Here is a 19604-nt window from a genome sequence, read left to right on the forward strand (position 1 = left end):
AGTGTGCTGCGGGGTGCTACAGGTGCTTGTCGGTGACAGCACCTTCGGAGGCGGTGGCGACGAGTTTGGCGTATTTGCCGAGGACGCCGCGCGTGGCGCCGGGTCCTTTCGGTTTGAATGCGGCCATACGCTTGTCGAACTCTTCCTCGCCGATGAGCAGGTTCATGACGTTCTTGACCGCATCGATTTCGATTTCGTCCCCGTTCCGGACGATCCCGATGGGACCTCCGCAGGCGGCTTCCGGGGTGATGTGGCCCACGTCGAAGCCGTGGCTGCCGCCGGAGAAGCGGCCGTCGGTAATGAGCGCCACTTCCTTGATCAGGCCGCGACCGGCCACCGCTGAGGTGGGGGAAAGCATTTCGCGCATGCCGGGGCCGCCGACAGGACCCTCATTGCGGATCACGACGACGTCGCCGCTGACCACATCGCCGCGAAGGATGCCGACGAGGGCTTCTTCTTCGCCCTCGTAGACCTTGGCCACGCCTTTGAAGTAGAGGCCTTCCTTGCCGGTGATCTTGCCGACAGCACCTTCCGGGGCGAGATTGCCGCGGAGGATTCGCAGGTGTGTTGACTCCTTCATCGGCTGGTCCCAGGGACGGATGATGTCCTGCTCGTCCGGGTAGGCCCCATAGGGCTGCACATCTTTCAGGCTCTCGGCGATGGTCTCGCCGGTGACAGTGAGGCAGTCGCCGTGCAGGAGGCCACGATCCAGGAGCATTTTCATCATCGGGCGGATGCCGCCGATACGGATGAGGTGGCTCATGTTGTATTTGCCGTAGGGCTTCATGTCGGCCAGGAGGGGAATGCGATCGCCGATCTCCTTGAAGACGTCGATGCTGAGATCCACCTCCGCGGAGTGGGCGATGGCCAGCATGTGAAGGATCAAATTGGTGGAGCCTCCGAGTGCCAGACAGGTGGTAATCGCATTTTCAAATGCCTTCCGGGTCATGATGTCCCGGGGCTTGATACCCAGTTCGAGCATCTTGACGACTGCGGCACCGGCCATTTCGCAGTCTTTACGTTTGGCTTCCCCGACCGCGACTTGGGCACTGGAGCCGGGCAGGCTCATGCCGAGGGCCTCGATGGCACTGGCCATGGTGTTGGCCGTGTACATGCCGCCGCAGGAGCCGGGGCCGGGAATGGCGTATTTCTCGACTTCCTTGAGTTGTTCGTCGGTCAGCTCGCCTTTCGCATGCTTGCCGATGGCTTCGAAGACCGAGACCACGTCCATCGGATTGCACTCCTTCTCGTCGTGCGGCAGGAAGCCGGGCAGGATGGTGCCGCCGTAGACGAAGACGGCAGGGCGGTTGAGGCGGGCGATGGCGATCATGCAACCGGGCATGTTTTTGTCGCAGCCGCCGATGGCCACCAGACCGTCGAAGCCTTCCGCGGCAACGGCGGTTTCGATGGAGTCGGCGATGACATCGCGGGAGACCAGACTGTAGCGCATCCCTTTGGTGCCCATGCTGATCCCGTCGGTCACGGTAATGGTATTGAAGGAAACAGGCTTGCCGCCGGCGCCGTCAATCCCTGTGCGGGCGTGCTCGGCAAGCTCGCCAAGGTGGACGTTGCAGGGGGTCATGTCGCTGGGGGAACTGGCAACGGCGACCTGGGGCTTTTTAAAATCCTCGTCTTGGAAGCCGACGGCCCGAAGCATCGCGCGGGCAGCAGCGCGATCATTCCCGTCGACGACCACGGAAGAATAAGGGCGTGTGCTGTTATCGGACATGGAATTTCTGCAGTTTAGGACTAGGATATGGATTTTCCGTTGCGGAAAACCGCAGGATTCAATGCATTAGGGCAACAACGACAACACCCTTTTTGCTGTTCAAGCCCGCAAACATCGATTTTCTAGCCGCTTATCGACACTATGGAATTTGATTTGAAACAAACCCTCGAAGCCCTGCTCCTTTCGACCGCTGAGCCGATCGGGCTGAAGGACCTCGTGAAACTCTTCAGCCGCTACAACGAAATGATGGTCGAAGAAGCGGCCGCCGCGGGGGAGAGCGAGTCCGAAGAGGAGACGCCTGTGATCGAAGGCCCCGGGCTGGTCACGCAGGCGCAGATCCGTGATGCGTTGTCGGCGCTGATGGATGCGGCCGAGGTGGAAAACAAGGTCTACCGAGTGGTGGAAGGCCCGAACGGCTTTCAGATCGTGACGGCGCCCCAATTCGCTGAATTCGTCCGTTTGCTGCGCGGGGAACCGCGTCCCATGAAGCTGAGCCCTGCGGCGATGGAAACGATGTCGATCATTGCCTACCGCCAACCGGTGACCCGGGCGGAGATGGAAGCGATCCGGGGTGTTTCGGTGGACAGTGCCTTGAACAAGCTGCTGGAGCTCGAACTGATCCAGGTGACCGGTCGGGCGGAGCTGCCGGGGCGTCCCATTCAGTATGGCACGACGGATAAATTCCTCGAATTCACCGGGATCAAGGATCTCGACGAGTTGCCCGCTTCGGACGTCTTGAGCAACCATCAGATCGACGACTGGATGCGCCGGAGCGAAGAGCCGGAAGAGGATGTCTCGGACGAGGATGTGGGCTTGCCGAAAGAGCCGAATCCGGACGAGTTGCCGCTGGACCAGGAGTTTGGCGAGGTGGATTGGCAAAAGGAAAACGTGGAAAGCGATGCCCTGGCCGACGCTTCGCCGGAAGAGGAGAAGTAGATTTTCATGGCCGACAACATCAACACCAAGCTCCAGTTGAACCGCGATGCGATCGACCGCATCGACCGCCAGGTGGTCGAGTTGCTCAGCGAACGCGTGCAGATCGACGGAGGCTACGATGAGGCGCAGGTCCTGGCGAAAGTCGCGGCCTTCAATCCCGGTCCCTTGTCGGATGCGACGCTGCAGGCGATTTACTCGGCCCTGATGCTGGCGGGTCTGGCCCCCGGCGCCAAAGCGACGGATGCGGCCTACGTGGATGGGGTGGATCGCCGGATTGTCGAGTTGTTAAACGAACGGGTGACGCATGCGGGTGTGATCGGGAAGATCAAGCATGCCAACGGTGCCGATTACTACGATCCGACCCGCGAAGCGCAGGTCATGGCCAAAGTGACCGGCTTGAACCGGGGGCCGATCGCGAATGCCACGCTCAAGGCGGTTTATCGAGAAGTGATTTCCGGTTCGATCGCCTTGGAAAAGAAACTGGTGATCGCCTACTTGGGGCCGGAAGCCACTTATACCCATCAGGCTGCCATTCGTAATTTCGGGGTCAGCCTGGATTACCGGGCGATGAAGACCATCCCGGACGTTTTCAGCGAAGTGGAGAATGGCAAGGCCGACTATGGCGTGATTCCGATCGAGAATTCCACGGAAGGCGCGGTTTTTCATTCCATGGACATGCTGGTGGAGTCGGACCTGCATATCTGTTCGCAGGTGTACTTGCCGATCGAGCACTGCCTGATTTCGCAGTCGCCCCTGTATGAGATCAAAGAGGTTCGCTCAAAAGACCAGGCCTTGGGGCAGTGCCGGGAGTGGCTGCAGAAGCATTTGCATGGAGTCCCGCAGGTGGATGTGGTCAGTACGGCCGATGCGGTGCGTACCGCCGGGGATTGCGAGGGTGTGGCCGCGATCGCGAGCGCGCTGTCCGCCCAGCGTTACGGCGTCAAGGTGCAGGCCCATGGTATACAGGACCGTGATGACAATGTGACCCGTTTCCTGGTGGTGGGGAAGACCCGGGCCAAGCCGCTGGGTGATGGTTTGGACAAGACCAGCTTGGTGATCTCGCTCAAGGATGAGGTGGGCGCGCTGGTCAATGCGCTGCGTGCTTTCGCCAATCGCGGAATCAACTTGAGCAAGATCGAATCCCGGCCCAGCCGGAAAAAGGCATGGGACTACCTCTTCTTTATCGATTTTATCGGGCATTATGAGGATGCCCATGTTCAGGACGCCCTCAATGAGCTGGAGTTGAACTGCTCGTTTGTGAAGTGGCTCGGCAGTTACCCGAACGTATCACGCGAAGAGTAGGCCTCGTTTTTAGGCGAATTGTGTATTGTCGGGCACATGCTTTCGTGCACCTTAGCTACGCATGAAGCGGTATTAGCATTGAGTTTCCATTCGCTTGCTTGCCGCAGCGGGCCCAAACAAGGCATGGCTCACGGTTGCGGAGAGTGAAGAGGCGGGACCTTCAAGCGTGCCCGATGGAGAAATGAAGCTCGGTTTCAGCCTGAACTCTTTCCGGCTGGGGAAGGTTGACGGAGAATGGCGGTTGCTTCTCTAATGACGGTATGTCTAGTTTCGCCGAACTGAATGTCCGCGTCATCCCGAATGCTTCCCGTGACGAAGTCGTGGGCTGGTACGGCGAGGCTTTGAAGTTGAAGACCGCGACACCGCCGGAAGCGGGCAAGGCCAACAAGGCGATCTGCGCACTGCTGGAGAAGCACTTGAAGCTCCCCAAGCGTTCGGTGTCGGTGGTTCGTGGGCAGACCAGCCAAAGCAAGACCCTGCGAATCGAAGGGCTGGATCCGGCGGCGTTGAGGGAACGGCTGCCGCAGTAGCCATTCAGGTCTTCTGTCTGCCCGCTGTCCTAGAAGCTGTAATTCAGCGAGAAGGCCACGGCTTGGCTGTCCAGGTCCCAGTCACCATCCACGGCTCCGAAGGGGTGGACTTCCGCGTTGTCCACCGAGCGGTCGCTGGCGATGGCATATTGATAAGTCAGTTGCCAGGTGAACTGGCCGACCTCGCCTCCGACACCGAGGGCGAAGAAGTGACGGTCGGAGTCCGGCACGATGGGGAGAAACTCCTGGTCGGGCACGGCATTTTCCACGTAGGTATAGCCCGCGCTCAGGTGCCAGCCATTGTCAAAGAAGCGGGTGGCGCCCAATTCCCAGATGAAGGATGACTCCCAGTTGAGGTTGTAGGCCGCGCCGGGGATGTCGTCCAGTTTGAGCTTGTTGACACGGTCCCAATTGGTCCAATCGAGGTTGAATTCGAAATTCCATTTCTCATTGGGCGTGTAGGCATAACCGAATACGATGGATTCGGGGAAAATCAGATCGGCGGTCGTGTCGACCGGCACATAGCCGGCGAAGAGTTCGTTCTGGATGAAGACCTTGGCCGTGCCGCTGTAGCTGATGTCGGTCTTGGCCTGGTAGTTTAGGCCGAAGGCATGCTGTTCATTCGGCTTCCACAGGACCGAGAGGGAATAGCCTGCGGCACGGTCGTCGCCGTTGAAACGCAGCCCGAAGGACTTCACATCAATCTCGGAGTCATCAAAGCTGGCGCCGGCTGCGACGGAGAGTGTGTCGCTTACCTGCCAGGCGAAGACCGCGTGGTATTTGACATAGGTGAGTTCGGCTTCGTAGGGCACCGCGCCGCCACCGAGGAGCGGGTTGGCAAAGGCGGCATCGCTGCCCCAGTCAGAGCCGAGGGCAAAGGGCGCGTAGCTGCCGAAGCCGATGGCCAAGGGGCGGTCTTCAAACTTATGGGCGACAAAGAAACTGGGGACCGGTTGAAACTCGTCATCCATCTTCTCTTTGCCGGAGGCGCCGTCGTACTCGTAGGCCAGCGAGATGGCAAAGGCCTGTGCCTGGAGTTCGGTGCCTTCCAGCTGGGTCAAGCCGGCCGCGTTGTAGAAGACCGCGGATGGGTTGTCGGCGGTGGCGGTAAAGGCGTTGCCACGGGCGGTGGCAAAGGAGTCCACAAATGCGATACGGGTGGCGGCGGCCTCCATTGCCTGGATAGCCAGGAAGCTAGATGCGAGGGAGATCAGAGTGGTCGTTTGTCTCATTCTTTGCGGTTGATAGGATTTCAGGTAGTTCAATTTCCAGGTCCCAATTCAGTTCCGGCGTGCGTCTGAAGAGGCGGAGGAAGCCGTGGTGTTCACGGAAAACCTTTTGTGCGACCGAGAGGCCGAGGCCGACACCGGTATTGCGGGTGGTGAAGAAGGGCTCTGTGGCATGGTCGAGGGTTTCGTCGGAAAAGCCGGTGCCTTCGTCCCGCATTCGAATGCGGAAGATGCCTTCCTCGCTTTTCTGAATATCCAGATGCACGACCGGTTTTTCCGGGTGGGCCTGGATGGCATTGATAAAGAGTTCCTCGAATGCGTAGGCCAGGGCTTCCGGGTTTCCCTGGACCGGGCCATTCATCGCGTTCTCGTCGATCTCGAGTTTGGCGCCGGGGGCGACGAGCTGTTGTTTGGCCTTCTTGAAAGCCGACTGGATCAGATCCGCAATGTCGAGGTCGGCGTCGGCGCCGGCGGAATGCTGTGCCAGATAGAGCATCTGCTCGCTGAAGCGTTTGATTCGCGCACTCTCCTTGAGCAGGGAGGACTTGAGGGACTTCTGGAACTTGGGGTCCTCAATGCGCTTATCGATCAACTGGGCATGGGTTGACAGCGGCACGAGCGAATTGCGGATCTCGTGGGCAAAGCGTTCGGCGATGAGGCTGATCAGCTCGTTGCGCGAGTCGGCCAGGGCGGACTGTTTGTTCGCCTCGATTTTGGTGAAGTCCTCCAGTACGACCATGATCGGCCGGGGCAGGAGGGTGAGTTCGCCTTTATGGGCAAAGGGGACCAGTGAGGCGCGGTAGACCTCGCCTTCCGAGGGGCCCTGCGTAAAGAAGGGGTCGCAGATTTCACCTTTTTCCACGGCCTTGTGTACTGCGCCGGCAAGCCGTGCGGGCAGGTCGGCAAAATTCGGGGCATGCCGGCTGCCGTCTCCGGGCCTCCGGTCGAGGAACTGAGCTGCCGCGGCGTTGGCGTACAAGATCTGCAGGTTCTCACTGACGACGATGGCGCCGCTGAGCATGGAGCCCAGGACATCCTCGATCAGCTGTCCATGATTGGCCAGTTCGTGGTGGAGCCGGCTGTTGCGGATGGCAATCCCGAGCTCTTCCATGAGCAGGTAGAGCAGCTCGACTTCATCTTCCGTATAGTCGCGGTTGCTGACCGGTTTATTGATCAGGGCCACGCCGATCACTTTTTCGCGGTCGCTCAAGGGGATGGCGAGTTCGCACCCCAGGATTTTGAATTCCTTGGTGATGGTTCGGTGCTCGTAGTCGCTGAGCTCCGGTTCCATGCGCGACAAATTGAGCACCCGGGGGCGCTCGGTCAAGGTGTGGCCAATCCCGATGTCACGGCTGAGTTGGAAGCAGTCGATGAGGTCGGAGGGGAGACCCAGGGAGGCCACACACTCCAAATACTGGCTGGATTCCTTGCGTACGACCATCTGCTTGGACATCGGCTCGAGGAAGATCCCGATACGGCTGAAGCGTATGTGGTCCCGCAGCTTGAGGATGAAATGCTGGGTGAAGGCCTTGTAGTCCAGACTGAAGCCCAGCACGTGTGAGAAATCGCGCAGGATTTGCAGGGTGGAGTGGGCCGCGGGGCTGCCTTGTTGTTGCGGTGGGGGAGCCGGAGTCCGCCGGGCCGGTGTGATTTCCATACCTGACTTTTGTCCGCTCTGCCGCAGGATACGCTGAACGCTGTGGCGGGGAAGCGGTTCGGCAAAATACAGGTCGGCGCCCGTTTCGATGGCAGCAGTCTCCATCTCCAGGGAATATTCCGGAGCCACGACAAGTATGAAGATGTCCCTTGACTGACGGAGCGCTTGTAGTTGCTCCTTCAATACAGGCAAGTCGGCGTCGGCGTAAACGATCACCGCATCGAATACGGAGCGATCCAGGGCGGTGGCGGCTTCGTCGGGCGAACGGCGTGTGACTGTCCTGATGTCCGGGGTCGCCAATGGCTCCCGGAGACATTCCGGGATCTGATCGTCGCGCACGATGAGCAGAATGTTAATCACACCTAGTATTGCTCAAGTATTCACCTTAGACCTATGCAATCAAGTTTGTAATCCGTCGGCAGGGCCGATTTTACCGTTTTCGCCAATTCCTTGTGTAAAGAAGCCGAGGTTTAAGTTGCCATGGCCTGTGTTTTCTTCACAAAGAAGTCGGATGCTGCGCGAATCGGAACAGAAGGAGGTTTCAGATATAGAGAGTCGTCGCGTGTCATTTCCCGGCCGTGAGGGTGCCCTGATTGTCGGATATCTCGACGAGGGGGCGGAGTCGGTCTGGAATGGCCGTTTTATCATACTCACGCCCAAGTACGGGGAAACGAAGAAGAACAATCTGCGGCTGAGCTACTTTTTGGTGGCCAACGGTTTCAAGGTGCTGCGTTTCGACCATACGCGTCATGTGGGGGAAAGCGAGGGGGAGATGAGCCTGTTTTCACTGCCCAGCGCGGTCTACGATATCGTGGATGCGGTGAATTATGTGGAAAACCACTTCGAACCGGAAGAGATCATCCTGGTGTCGAACAGCCTGTCGGCGCGTTGCGGCTATCGTGCGGTGGCGAGGGAGGCCCGGATCTCCCGCCTCGTTTCAGTGGTGGGGGTGGTGAACCTGCGAAAGACCATCCAGAATATCTACCAGAAGGATATTATCGGGACGTACTGCGAGGGCCAGCGCTGGGGGGTGATTGATATTCTGGGCTTTGATATTGATTCAGCCAACTTCATCAATCGGTTGGTCGAGGAAAACATGCACGATCTGGAAGGGACTTTGGAGGATGCGCGCCGAATCGGAAAGCCGGTCCTGCACCTGCATGCTTCCAAGGATATCTGGGTGGACCTCGTGGAGGTGGAGCAGGTCGTTTCACTTGCCGGAGGCGAATTGGTTTTTGTCGACGGGGCCTACCACGAAATCGGTGAAAATCCTGAAGCGTCCCGTACTACCATGGAGCAAGTGACCCGGTTTTGCCTGCAGGGGCTGGCCGCGGAGTCTCAAACCCTGCGGATCCCCTGCAAGCGACGCCTGCTGAAGCAGAATCAGAAGGAACGGAACCGCCTGCGCCAGATATACGTCGTCAAGGAGACGGAAGGTGAATTTTGGGACGGTTACCTCGGCAAGTTTGGGACGATCGAGCAGGCGAACGTCTATATCGAGTATTTCGAGAAGGTGCAGACCTTGCTTGGGACGGTGCGCGAGGGCGATGTGATGCTCGACGCCGGTTGCGGGAACGGTTTCTTCGGGCTGTGCCTCCTGCATTCGGTGCGGTCGGCGATTGAAAGCAAAAGCGATTTTGCCCGATGTTTCGCTTATTTCGGGATCGATTTGACGCCCGGAGGCATCGAGATGGCCTACACCCGGCAGTCACGCTCGCGCCATGCCTCGCTCCGGCAGTCCTTTGATGCTTATTCCGGGATTACCCTGGCGTATCAGCGGATGGATTTCGACAAGTTGACGGATGGGGCGGCGGCTTCGGCACGCGAGGGAGGGCGGTTCCCCTTTGCCGCAGGGAGTGTGGCCAAGATATGCAGTAGTCTGGTGATTTCCTACCTCAAGGACCCGGTGACGCTCCTTCGCGAGTTTTACCGAATGCTTGCTCCCGGGGGGGTGGCCGTGGTCTCCAGCATGAAGCCGGATTGTGATATGACTGTGCTGTATCACGAATTTATTACCTTGGACGAAGGTTCGCAGGGCAACGCGGATTCCGCCCAGGAGCTGCTGGGGGCTGCCGGTCGGATCAAGTTGAAGGAGCAATCGGGCATTTACGGCTTCTTTTCCGAGGCCGAGCTCACGGAACTGGCTCTCGCCGCCGGTTTCAAGCAGTATGATCATTTCAGGTCGCTGGGCGGGCAGGCGAATATCATCCGGTTATTCAAGTGAGTGCCTTTCTGCTGATATCCTCTATCCTGAACCTCTTCGCTGCGGTGGTTCTGACGATTTTCGTCTATTCGGCCAGTGGCCGCGGACCGGTGCGCAACCGCTTCATCCTGTTTCTCCTGACCATTACTGGCTGGACTCTGGGGTATGCACTCTGGCAGATCACCAATACGGAAGCATCGGCACTGTTATTCACCAATATCCTGATCTGCTTTGCCGCGTTTATTCCGGCGACTTTCTTTCACCTGGCGCTGACCTTGGCGGAAAAGAAATCCGGTTTCTTTCTCGCCTTGTCCTATTGCCTGGCGGGGGCTTCCGTCGCGACGGCACCGTTTCATGGGCTGGTTGAGAATGTGGCGCATTTCCCGAGCTACGGGTACTGGCCGCAAGCGGGCCTGGGTTTGTCTTTGGTCATCGCCAGCTTCGGGCTCTATGTGCCGCTCAGTGCGATGACCTTGTTGTACGGGGCCCGGCAACACATGGGGATGCGCTCCTCGCAGATCAATTTCGTCCTTGGTAGTGCCAGTATCGGTTTTATCGGTGGGGTGACAAATTTTCCGCTTTGGTACGGGATCGAGATTCCGCCCTACGGGAATGTAGTCGTTTTCGTCTACCTCCTGATGGTCGGCTACGGAATTTATAACCGGCGTATCACCGGGATCAGTGTCGACGTGTTCAAGGCGCTGGTGTTCATCCTGCTGGCCGGATCCTTCGCCATGTTCTATGTGCTGTTGATGGTGGCTTACGGTTTGTTCACCGGGTCTGGCTTCGGCGGCAGCAATTACTGGCTCAACGGCCTGCTTGCTTTCTTTGTGTCGGCGGTGCTCCTCTGGGGGGTCCCGAAATTCCGGAATTGGGCGGAGCACATGCTGGATGTCCTGCTGCGCAAGGAACACCTCTCGACCGTTTCCCGTTTGAAGGACCTGCCGCATTCGCTCAGCCAGATCACGGATGAGGAAGAACTGTACCGCCGGGCGGCGGATGCCCTGGTCAGTGTGCTGGGGGTGCCCGGCGCGGTCGTGCTCATCCGGGGAAGCTTTGACAGCCTTTACAGCTGCCGCTACCGCTGCGGGACCTTTGCTGAAGTGGGGGATGCCATTGAGATTCGTCTGGATGACCCCCTGATTACTTTTCTGGAGGGGCAGAAGGGCTGTCTTGTCTTTGACCAGATCTACGGAGAAGTGCCGGAGGATGTGGAGTCTTCCATGGTGCACCTTCGACAACATTTTGATGTGGCCGCCTTGATCCCGATTCTTTCCGGGAGCACGGTCTACGGTGCCATCCTGCTCGGCTCCCTGCCCGGGGCGGCTATATGGCCGGATGAGAATCTCGCTCTGCTCGACTCGATTGGTGCGCAGCTCGGATTGAACTTTCGTGTGCGTGACCTGGAGCGCAAGTCGAACGAAGTCGATAAGTTGGTGGCACTGGGGACCATGGCGGCCGGACTTTCCCATGAAATCCGTAACCCGCTGGTCTCGATACAGACGCTTGCCGGACTGCTCGACAGCGGGCGGCCGCTTGAAAAGATGGGCGATTCCTTCAAGTCGGTCGTGTTGCGCGACGTGAAGCGGATTTCGAGCATTGTCGAGGGAGTCGCCATGTTCTCGGAAAACAGGGTCGGCCAGATGCAGCCGGTTGAGATCGGTGCGATCCTGCGCGAAAGCATTCAGATCAACGAGGCAGGAATTCAGGCAAAGGGTGTCTCCGTCGAGATGAAAGGCGACCTGGGGCAGCATGTTTACGGCAATTTCGACCAGCTGGTACAGGTGTTGAACAACCTGATGGAGAATGCCCTGCATGCGATCGAAGGCGTGGAATCTCCCAGACTTGAAATTGATGTCCGCGAGATCCGGGTGCGGTCACGGGAAAACTGGCTGGAGGTTCGGATTGCGGATAACGGTCCGGGGGTGCCGGAGGCGATCCGGGAGCGGATCTTTGATCCCTTCATTACCTCCAAAGACACGGGATTACGTTCAGATAAGAAAGGCATGGGGCTGGGGCTGGCGATTTCCAAACGCATTGTGGAAAACCACAGTGGCGGCTTGGCCGTTTCGAATCGAAAAGACGGAGGGGCCGAGTTTGTGCTCTCACTGAAATGTATGAATTTTAGCGGAAAAAATGGGGACCATCCGAACAGTTGAGTTGAACGGTGAGGCGATGCCGTTGGAGCGTGGACGGGCCAGCTTGGCCGTCAATTACCTGCGTGCTTTCCAGCAGGCCTTGGAGGGGTTTCGCGAATACCAGGGCTTCGTGCAAAGCCTTTCCGCCCTGATTGAGAAAGACGGATATTTGCTGGGGTTGGCACACTTGTCGGAATCCCCGAGCCGGCTCCACGAGCCTGATTACGAGGCATTGGATGAGGGCGAGACGATTCTGGCTGTTTCCAGAAAGGAAGGCGAGGCGGGCTACCTGAGCTATCGGGGCCGGCAGGACGGCGCTGCCTTTGATGCGGAGGATCTCCATCTGATGGGGGCTCTGGCTGATTTCGTGTCGGCCTTATTGGTTCAGGCCGGTGAGTATCAGCGTAACCGCCAAGCTGCCAAGGTCTTGCGCTACCTGATCGGTCAACTCCCGCTGGCGGTGCTCTGTTTCGAGAGGGACGGTTCGCTGATTCTCGAGAACAAGCTGGCCGGACGCCTCTTGGGCGATTCCGGGCGGGCGACGCTGGCGGAGCACTTGTCGGATCTTCCTGCCGAGGCGGATCGTTGCCAGCTGCATTTCGAAATAGATGGTCATTTTCTCTATGCCGAAGGGCGCCAACTCCGAATCGAGGAGGTTGAGCTCGTCATGGCATTTGTGGTGCATGATCTGACGGGCTCGCGGGAACGGCTTTACCTCAGTCTGGAGCGGGAACTCTACCTCGATGAAGCGAGGGGGACACAGTTGAAGCTCCTGCTGTTGAATCACACGAAAAAGCCGGGATTGATCTACGGTTGGATGAAAGCGCGGATGGACGCCTTCGGGCTGGAGGCCCGGGATTTGCAGGCAGTGGATGCCTATACCTGTCTTTGCGCCTTCCGGCACCGGAGCGAACAGGTGTTGCGTACGCAATTACGTGCGTCTTTTGAGGAGGGCGATCTGTTGTCGGATCTCCGCCTCTGCCTACAACCTGCCCTGATTGAGCCCGATGGAGGGGCGCCGGGGAAGGCTTGGCTGGACCAAGCCGAGTCGACCATGCGACGTGCACAAACTGCACTTCAACCTGTCGTCCTGCTGCTCTGTCCGCACACGGGGGTGGTGGAGTCGGTCAAGCTGCTGCTTGCGGGCGTCGCGCGTGTGGAGTTGGTTGCGGATCTTGACGAGGTCCAGTCTTGGATGGATGCCGGGCGGGTGGATGCCTGTGTCCTTGATGCCGATGCCGTCGACCCCGGTACGCTTGCCGCGATGCATCAAGCCCTGTCCGCTTCCGGAACCATGACCTTGCAGGTCTACCTCAGTTACCGGCAGCCTCTCATGTTGTCCCGCGAATTGGGTCTGTCGCCTTCTCCTGGCATTCTGCAGAAGCCGTTTGAAGCGGAGCGTCTGGCGCGACTCCTTCATCCTGTCGTTAATTTATCTTGAGCTATTCCCCCCCCGTCGGCCATATATCCTGCCGTACGGGCTCTATCCTGAACCACTGACATCCTAGATTGCCTGAAATGACTACAAAACCGAAGCGCATGCTGGTCGTCGATGACGAGGACGGGCCGAGACAGTCCCTCAGCATGATCTTTAGTGATGATTTCGAGGTATCGGTCGCTTCGTCCGGGGAAGAAGCGGTCCGCCTATCTTCCGAGGAGCCTTTCCATCTCGTTATCACCGATATCCGGATGCGTGGATTGAGCGGCATTGATGTGCTGCGCGAGGTCAAGAAACTCGACAAATATACCGAGGTGATCGTGCTGACGGCTTTTGAAACCCTGGAGACGGCGCGTCAGGCCATCAGTTTGGGGGCTTCGGAATACCTGAAGAAACCCTTCGACCTCGACCATATCCAGACGGTGGTCAACCGTTGCTACGACAACTACCTGTTCCAGACCTCTCAGGACGAAGTCGTCCGGAAGGACGTGAATGCCGCCAAGACCAACTTTCTCGAAATCGTCAGCCACGAGCTGAACACGCCGATGAACGGGATCATCGGCTTTATCGACCTCCTGCAGGACAGCCCGCTGGACGAGGAGCAGCAGGAATGTGTGGCGACCATTCGCGACTGCAGCATGAAGTATTTTGAACATGTCCAGGATATCCTGACATTCGCCAAGCTGAGCATGAGTGACGCGAAGCCGGTCGAGAGTTCCTTCAATCCGGCGACTCTTATCCTACGCCTCCTCGCGGATGCCGAAGTTCCGCCCTCCATCGAACTGAAGTCCGTGATCCCGCAAGACCTGCCGGCTTTTGTCTCGGGGGCCGAGAACGAGATACGCATCATTTTGAGGAAACTGCTGGGCAATGCCTTGAAATTTACCGCTGCCGGCCAGGTGACGGTGCGACTGACCCACCAGTTCCTCAATCCGACCGATTTGCTGTTCCGTTTTTCGGTGGAGGATACCGGCCCGGGAATCAATCCGAATTATCTCGCGGACGGCCGCATTTTTGATGCCTTTACCCAGGCGGATTCCTCCCTCAAGCGCAGCCATGGCGGATTGGGCTTGGGCTTGTCACTCTGCAAGGTGATCGCCGATCAATTGGGGGCCGAAATCATGGTCGACAGTGAAGTGGGCCGGGGGAGCACTTTTGCCTTCGAGGTCGGCTTGCGCTTGGAAGAGTCCTGATTTTTCCTCTTTTCCGGATAAATTTCTCCCGGAATGGTATAAACTTTGCGTTTGTCAAAACAGGCCGAAGTCGCCAACCTTCGCCGCTTTTTGACAATTCTGGGTTTTCTCGAATAGGTTAACATCGTGCAAGTAACACTGCTTAAATCCAAGCTCTTACGGGCTGAAGTGACAGACCGGGCCCTTCATTATGAAGGCAGCCTGGCAATCGATGCCGGTTTGATGGAGCAAATCGGTCTCATGCGATATGAGAAGATTTTGGTTTCCAATATCGCCAACGGCGAGCGTTTTGAAACCTACGCGATCGAGGCTCCCCGCGGTTCCCACACCATCTCGCTCAACGGTGCTGCGGCACATAAGGGGGAAATGGGTGACTTGTTGGTTATCATGTCCTTTGCCGAGTTGACTCCGGAGGAAGCCAAGGAATGGAAACCGAAGGTGCTCGTTTTGGCGGAGCGCAATTCGAAGGTGGTGCGCGCGGATAACGTCCTCGTGGCCGAAGAGACCTATTCTTAAGCCGAGGCGCGTCGATCGCGCCCCGGTATGCGTCATTATCATCATTCCTGCGGTGTCGCATTAGGCTTCGCTTTGTTTGATTATTGAGAACTGTTCTCAGTTGTGGGGCGTGGAAATGCTTAAGCCCTTGTCATTCTGTGACTTAACTTACTCGCAGCCTAGGTCATAACGGCTTTGGAGGCACGATTCAACTCTTGAGAATAGTTCGCAATGATCAACTGGGCTTGAATTTTAATCTGAGTGCGGCTTTAGCCTCGCTGCATGGATATAAAATATTCGCGCTTAACCTCTAGTTTGACCGCAGGCGTGCTGCTGACGGCGGGCGTGCTGCCTTTGGCGGCTGAAGAAATCGGTGAGCCGAGCACCAATGAGCTCGTTCCCTACGTGGTGGTTTCGACCCGCACGCCCCTGGGCATGGACCGGGTCTCACCCTCGGTCAGTTACATTTCGGACACGGATATGTCGTTTTGGCAGGATCGCAGTCTCGTGGATGCCTTGTCGCGGGAGGCAGGCGTGACCGTCACGTCAAACGGTGGAACTGGCTCTCTTGGCTCGCTGTTCGTTCGTGGAACCAATAGCGACCATACTTCCTTCTTTATGAATGGTCGGCGTTTGAATGCGGGACTGAGTAACCAATATGGACTGGAGCACATCTCGACGAACAATTTGGCGAGTGTGCAACTGCAGAAGGGGGCCTCGTCAGTCAACTATGGCTCGAATGGTATTGGTGGTGTCGTTGATCTACAGGTCCGTTCAGGCTTTGATGTGCTAGAGAACCGAATGGAGTTGAGTGCAGAAATGGGCTCGAATAATTATTATTCCGGAACTCTTTCGGGGGTCGCATCTGGCGAGGACTGGGCCATCAGTTTCGCGGGCACCAAGCTAAGTACCGAAAATGAGCGCGCAAATGACGCCTACGAGCGCAATTCAGGTTCGGCTCGCTTCGACTATAAGCTCTCGGACCTCTGGACTTTAGAATTGATGGCTCTTGGTACTGATTCTGAAAAAGAGCTTCCGAATAGTTTGAGTGACCCTTCTCGACTGGCATTTAGCGATGTTGAGAGCTGGTTGCTTTCTCCGGGGATAAGGTATGCCACCGATGAACTCTCGATTCATTTATTCTACGCCCGTAGTGAGTATGAGGAAGATGGTTTAAGTGCTTATTTTGGAGACCTTTATCTGACTCAATATGACTATTGGTTCGACTCCGACGAAGTCAGCCTGCAGGTCGACTATTCTATCAGTGATACCATACTCCTCTCCACAGGTATGGTATATCGCCGAGACAAAGGCTATAGCAGCTACGACTCTTCAATTAAGCCATCATTTGATCAAATTGGGGTCTATGCCCAAGGTCTCTGGCAGCTTACCGATGCGTTGGAGTTACGTGGAGGGGTCCGTACTGACGACTTCTCGGACTACGAAAATAAGTTTACGGGGAGTCTTGAGTTGATCTACAAGTTTGAGCCGAGCGATACCTCACTCTTTGCCAAGCTCGCCACTTCCTATGCTCCTCCGACTATGACGGATATCATATTCGACAGCAATCCGGGTACCCAGATCAATCCTGAAGAGAGTACTTCCTATGAAGTTGGGGTACGTCAATTCTTGCTTGAACAGAAGCTGGAGCTAACCGCCAGCGTATTCAGAAACGAAATTACAGATCTAATCGAGTGGGTTGAAGATTATCCGGGGGCATGGACTGGTGATACTTACAACGTGGCTCGGGCACGCACCCAAGGAGTCGAACTCGGCATGAAATATGAATTTAATCCGAAGTTCAGCGTGACTGCTTCCTACACCTATCTTGATGCACGTGATCAAAGTGAGGATACACGACTGGTGAAGCGTCCCCGTCATACTGCTCAGTTTGGCGCTCGCTTGCAGCTGAGCGAGTCCTTATCAACCGGCGTCAATGCGACCGGCTTCTTTGATCGAGTCGGCTATGGTGGTGCAGAGTTGAGTGATTTTGTCGTGGTGAACTGGGTTGCGAATTGGCAGCTCAACGAAACCGTGTCATTTTTTGCCCGCGCTGAAAATTTGTTTGATAAGGAGTATGAGCTCACTGCCGGTTATCCTGCGCTGGGTCGGGCCGGTTATGTCGGCGCGCGCTTCCAGTTTTAATGATTCAAACCAAGCAACGTGATGTCATTCTGGCCGTCCTGCGCGAAGCGGGGCGGCCTTTGACGCGTGAAGAGATCCTCGCGGAGGGACGCTTGAAGCTACCCCGACTGGGATCGGCCACAGTCGACCGGACCATTCGTGAGTTGGGCGATAATTTTCGTCTGATCGGGGTGCATTTTCCCGGTCAGCCACGCCGTTATGAATTACCGGCCGAGTCGGAGCACCCGCACTTTATCTGTCGTGTCTGCGAGCGGGTCTACGACTTGCCGATCAGCATGCGTCTTCCCCAAATCCGGGCACCCAAAGGATTTCATATCAGCGGTGGCGAAGTGATTTATTCGGGGACCTGCCCCGATTGCGAAGGCAAGGTCCGGAAAGGATAGTACCTGAGACCGGCTTGGTTTTATTCGAAGCGGACTTAGGTCCAGTTTTCGCTGCGGACCCAGTCGATGAAGCGGTCGATACGCTCAAAGCTTTGTTCGGATCCGTTTCGCCGTACCTTCCACACTTGGTTTGTTCCGCATTCGATCCGGACTGAAAATGCGGCATTTGTATCTTTCCCGGTCATTCCGAAGCCCAGTCGTTCCAATGCCCGGCGGGTCCAGTTGGCTTCGATTCCCTCGCCGTTGACTGACGCGAACAGGCAGGGGACCGGATGTGCGCGAAAGCTGCCGCTGGCGGCGTCCCAATCAAGACGCTCACTGGCAAAGACACGGGCAAAATCCTTACTCAAGGCGATACTTTCCGGATAGCCCTGAATCAATTCGCCTTCGGGAGTGAGGACCCAGAGTTTGTCGGCAAAGCGCAAGGCCAGTTCAAGGTCGTGGGTGGAAAGCAAGAGTGCCATTTTACGGGCGTGTGCCAGATCGCGAAGCAAGGTCATCAGCTCGACCCGGCGTGGTAGATCGAGAAAGGCGGTGGGCTCATCCAACAGCATGACCTTGGCCTCTTGGGCGAGTGCCCGTGCGATCGAGATTTTCTGGCGTTCGCCGTCACTGAGTTCGGCGACTTGGCGCCCCGCCAGAGCTTGAGCCCCGACGGCGGCAAAGGCGCGGTCGATACTGTCCCGGTCGCCGGCATTGAGGCCGCCGAGCCAGCCGGAGTAAGGGTGCCGGCCAAGGGAGACCAACGAATAGGCATCCATGAGGCCGGCCGGAATCGTTTCGGTGAGCACCACGCTGACCAGGCGCGCGCGCTCGCGCGGGCTGATTTTGCGGTAGCTTTGCCCTTGCAAGCGGATGTCGCCGGAGAGCGGACCCTGCATGCCGGAGAGAGTACGGATGAGCGTGGACTTACCGGCACCGTTCGGGCCCAGCAGGCAGACAAATTCCCCGGCATGAAGCGAGAGCTGCAGATTCCTCGCGACACAGCGGTCCTCTCCCTTGTGGTGGTAGCCGATCTGCAGTGCCTCCGCTACGAGTTGTGCCGTGGATTCCTGCATCTAGCCGAAAAGTCGTTTCAGGTTACGTTGTCGCATCAGTGCCGCGATGATGACCGGCGCCCCGACCAGTGCGGTGATGGCATTGAGAGGCAAGACCGTGTCCAGTCCGGGGCCGTTGGCGATAAAGTCGGAAGCGAGGGAGAGGAGGGCCCCGATCAGGATCGAGGCGGGAATGAGCACGCGGTGGCTGCTGGTGCGGAAGAGGTAGCGGCTGAGGTGCGGTGCCGCAATCCCGAGAAAGCCGATCGGCCCGCAGAATCCGGTGACGGATCCAGCCAGAATCGAGGCGCCGAGTAGTATGGCAAAACGGGCTTCCTTGGTGCGCGTGCCGACGCTGGCGGCATAGTGCTCTCCGAGTAGGAGGGCGTCCAGTGGTTTGACCAGAATCGCGCAGAGCCCGAGGCCTGCGAGGATGACGGGCGCAAATATCTGCATCTGCGACCAACTGACGTTGCCGTAGTCACCGAAGGACCAGTTTAGGAAGGCCTGCAAGCGCTCGGCCATGCTGAAGAACATCAGAATGCTGACCAGAGCCCCGACCGTATAGCTGATCATCAGGCCGATGATCAAGACCGACATGATGTCGACCCGGCGAGAAAGGAAGAGGACGACAAAGAGGGTCGCGGCTGCGCCGCCGCTGGATGCCAGCACGATCAGCATTTGTCCCGATGTGCCGAGACCGTCGGTCAGGCTGATTCCGGAGGGGGCCAGGGCGAGCAGCACGATGGCCACGCCCAGACTGGCTCCCGAATTGACTCCGAGCACAAAGGGGTCCGCCAGCGGGTTCCGGAAGACGGTTTGCATCATCAGGCCGGCAGTCGCCAGTGCGCCACCGGCCAGAACCGCGGTGAGAATGTTCGGCAGGCGAAACTGCACGATGATCTGGCGAATGACGGGATCCGCTTCCGGGCGGTTCAACAGGCAGTCCAGCACTTGGGACAAGGGCAGGGGCACACTGCCAATCCCGATGCTGAAAAACACCAGCACGGCAATGGCCGCCACAATTCCAAGAAAGAGAACGGTGGTGCGTCTTGAGCTGGACTGTGCGGGTGATTGCAAGTCCCACAGCCTTGTCAATCAGCCGACTAGGTAAATACTAAAGCTCCGGACTGGCCGCCTATTTGTGAAGCTTTCGGCCGCGGAAGCACGCAGCCTTGTGTTGCACCGT

The 19604-nt window shown here is 57.6% G+C and carries 15 protein-coding genes; 10 read left to right on the top strand and 5 right to left on the bottom strand.

Features of this window, described 5'->3' with window-relative positions; all coding sequences use genetic code 11:
* Positions 1-16 precede the first annotated feature (16 nt).
* Positions 17-1729, bottom strand: coding sequence for a dihydroxy-acid dehydratase (gene ilvD / locus O2597_RS13900; RefSeq protein WP_269525851.1), 1713 nt, complete (start codon positions 1727-1729; stop codon positions 17-19).
* A gap of 141 nt (positions 1730-1870) precedes the next feature.
* Between ilvD and scpB the strand changes: the two genes are divergently transcribed.
* The 3 genes from scpB to O2597_RS13915 all read left to right on the top strand — a co-directional run bounded on the left by scpB (position 1871) and on the right by O2597_RS13915 (position 4497).
* Positions 1871-2665 carry an SMC-Scp complex subunit ScpB gene (gene scpB, locus O2597_RS13905; protein WP_269525852.1) on the top strand — a complete coding sequence of 265 codons (795 nt, stop codon included), beginning with the start codon at positions 1871-1873 and terminating at the stop codon, positions 2663-2665.
* 6 nt (positions 2666-2671) lie between these two features.
* The gene (pheA, locus tag O2597_RS13910) at positions 2672-3967 is read left to right on the top strand and encodes a prephenate dehydratase (RefSeq protein WP_269525853.1); all 1296 of its coding nucleotides are present in this window, start codon (positions 2672-2674) and stop codon (positions 3965-3967) included.
* 260 nt (positions 3968-4227) lie between these two features.
* A complete protein-coding gene (locus O2597_RS13915; RefSeq protein ID WP_269525854.1) occupies positions 4228-4497 on the top strand; it encodes a DUF167 domain-containing protein in 270 nt (89 codons plus the stop codon).
* Positions 4498-4526: 29 nt separating this feature from the next.
* Here the strand turns inward: O2597_RS13915 and O2597_RS13920 are convergent, their stop codons facing one another.
* Positions 4527-5729 carry an OmpP1/FadL family transporter gene (locus tag O2597_RS13920; RefSeq protein WP_269525855.1) on the bottom strand — a complete coding sequence of 401 codons (1203 nt, stop codon included), beginning with the start codon at positions 5727-5729 and terminating at the stop codon, positions 4527-4529.
* The gene (locus tag O2597_RS13925) at positions 5692-7743 is read right to left on the bottom strand and encodes an ATP-binding protein (protein ID WP_269525856.1); all 2052 of its coding nucleotides are present in this window, start codon (positions 7741-7743) and stop codon (positions 5692-5694) included. The genes O2597_RS13920 and O2597_RS13925 overlap by 38 nt, the downstream gene beginning before the upstream one ends.
* A gap of 151 nt (positions 7744-7894) precedes the next feature.
* Here O2597_RS13925 and O2597_RS13930 point away from each other — a divergent pair, with 151 nt between their 5' ends.
* The 7 genes from O2597_RS13930 (at position 7895) to O2597_RS13960 (ending at position 17378) form a co-directional block, all read left to right on the top strand.
* Entirely contained in the window at positions 7895-9607 is a 1713-nt protein-coding gene (locus O2597_RS13930) for a methyltransferase domain-containing protein (RefSeq protein WP_269525857.1), read from the top strand.
* Positions 9604-11745 (top strand): sensor histidine kinase, encoded by a 2142-nt coding sequence (locus O2597_RS13935; protein ID WP_269525858.1) that lies wholly within the window; start codon positions 9604-9606, stop codon positions 11743-11745. The genes O2597_RS13930 and O2597_RS13935 overlap by 4 nt, the downstream gene beginning before the upstream one ends.
* Entirely contained in the window at positions 11723-13165 is a 1443-nt protein-coding gene (locus tag O2597_RS13940) for a hypothetical protein (protein ID WP_269525859.1), read from the top strand. The genes O2597_RS13935 and O2597_RS13940 overlap by 23 nt, the downstream gene beginning before the upstream one ends.
* Positions 13166-13242: 77 nt before the next feature.
* Positions 13243-14355, top strand: a complete 1113-nt coding sequence (locus tag O2597_RS13945; protein WP_269525860.1) for an ATP-binding response regulator — start codon at positions 13243-13245, stop codon at positions 14353-14355.
* 126 nt (positions 14356-14481) lie between these two features.
* Positions 14482-14871 carry an aspartate 1-decarboxylase gene (gene panD / locus O2597_RS13950; RefSeq protein WP_269525861.1) on the top strand — a complete coding sequence of 130 codons (390 nt, stop codon included), beginning with the start codon at positions 14482-14484 and terminating at the stop codon, positions 14869-14871.
* Between the two features lie 261 nt (positions 14872-15132).
* Positions 15133-16995 (top strand): TonB-dependent receptor plug domain-containing protein, encoded by a 1863-nt coding sequence (locus O2597_RS13955; RefSeq protein WP_269525862.1) that lies wholly within the window; start codon positions 15133-15135, stop codon positions 16993-16995.
* Positions 16995-17378 (top strand): Fur family transcriptional regulator, encoded by a 384-nt coding sequence (locus O2597_RS13960; RefSeq protein ID WP_269525863.1) that lies wholly within the window; start codon positions 16995-16997, stop codon positions 17376-17378. The genes O2597_RS13955 and O2597_RS13960 overlap by 1 nt, the downstream gene beginning before the upstream one ends.
* Positions 17379-17413: 35 nt before the next feature.
* Here the strand turns inward: O2597_RS13960 and O2597_RS13965 are convergent, their stop codons facing one another.
* Positions 17414-18436 (bottom strand): ABC transporter ATP-binding protein, encoded by a 1023-nt coding sequence (locus tag O2597_RS13965; RefSeq protein WP_269525864.1) that lies wholly within the window; start codon positions 18434-18436, stop codon positions 17414-17416.
* Positions 18437-19495: a FecCD family ABC transporter permease gene (locus tag O2597_RS13970; RefSeq protein ID WP_269525865.1), complete on the bottom strand. Its 1059-nt coding sequence runs from the start codon at positions 19493-19495 to the stop codon at positions 18437-18439. It lies immediately after the preceding gene.
* Between the last annotated feature and the right edge of the window lie 109 nt (positions 19496-19604).

It is taken from the genome of Coraliomargarita parva, assembly GCF_027257905.1.
Taxonomy (GTDB): domain Bacteria; phylum Verrucomicrobiota; class Verrucomicrobiia; order Opitutales; family Coraliomargaritaceae; genus Coraliomargarita_A; species Coraliomargarita_A parva.

What these genes read in the sequence shown, in the direction of transcription:
- O2597_RS13930 (WP_269525857.1), top strand. Translation starts at nt 7,895, where the DNA reads ATGCTGCGCGAATCGGAACAGAAGGAGGTTTCAGATATAGAGAGTCGT.
- O2597_RS13965 (WP_269525864.1), bottom strand. Translation starts at nt 18,436, where the DNA reads ATGCAGGAATCCACGGCACAACTCGTAGCGGAGGCACTGCAGATCGGC.
- O2597_RS13945 (WP_269525860.1), top strand. Translation starts at nt 13,243, where the DNA reads ATGACTACAAAACCGAAGCGCATGCTGGTCGTCGATGACGAGGACGGG.
- scpB (WP_269525852.1), top strand. Translation starts at nt 1,871, where the DNA reads ATGGAATTTGATTTGAAACAAACCCTCGAAGCCCTGCTCCTTTCGACC.
- O2597_RS13915 (WP_269525854.1), top strand. Translation starts at nt 4,228, where the DNA reads ATGTCTAGTTTCGCCGAACTGAATGTCCGCGTCATCCCGAATGCTTCC.
- ilvD (WP_269525851.1), bottom strand. Translation starts at nt 1,729, where the DNA reads ATGTCCGATAACAGCACACGCCCTTATTCTTCCGTGGTCGTCGACGGG.
- O2597_RS13940 (WP_269525859.1), top strand. Translation starts at nt 11,723, where the DNA reads ATGGGGACCATCCGAACAGTTGAGTTGAACGGTGAGGCGATGCCGTTG.
- pheA (WP_269525853.1), top strand. Translation starts at nt 2,672, where the DNA reads ATGGCCGACAACATCAACACCAAGCTCCAGTTGAACCGCGATGCGATC.
- O2597_RS13960 (WP_269525863.1), top strand. Translation starts at nt 16,995, where the DNA reads ATGATTCAAACCAAGCAACGTGATGTCATTCTGGCCGTCCTGCGCGAA.
- O2597_RS13920 (WP_269525855.1), bottom strand. Translation starts at nt 5,729, where the DNA reads ATGAGACAAACGACCACTCTGATCTCCCTCGCATCTAGCTTCCTGGCT.
- O2597_RS13955 (WP_269525862.1), top strand. Translation starts at nt 15,133, where the DNA reads ATGGATATAAAATATTCGCGCTTAACCTCTAGTTTGACCGCAGGCGTG.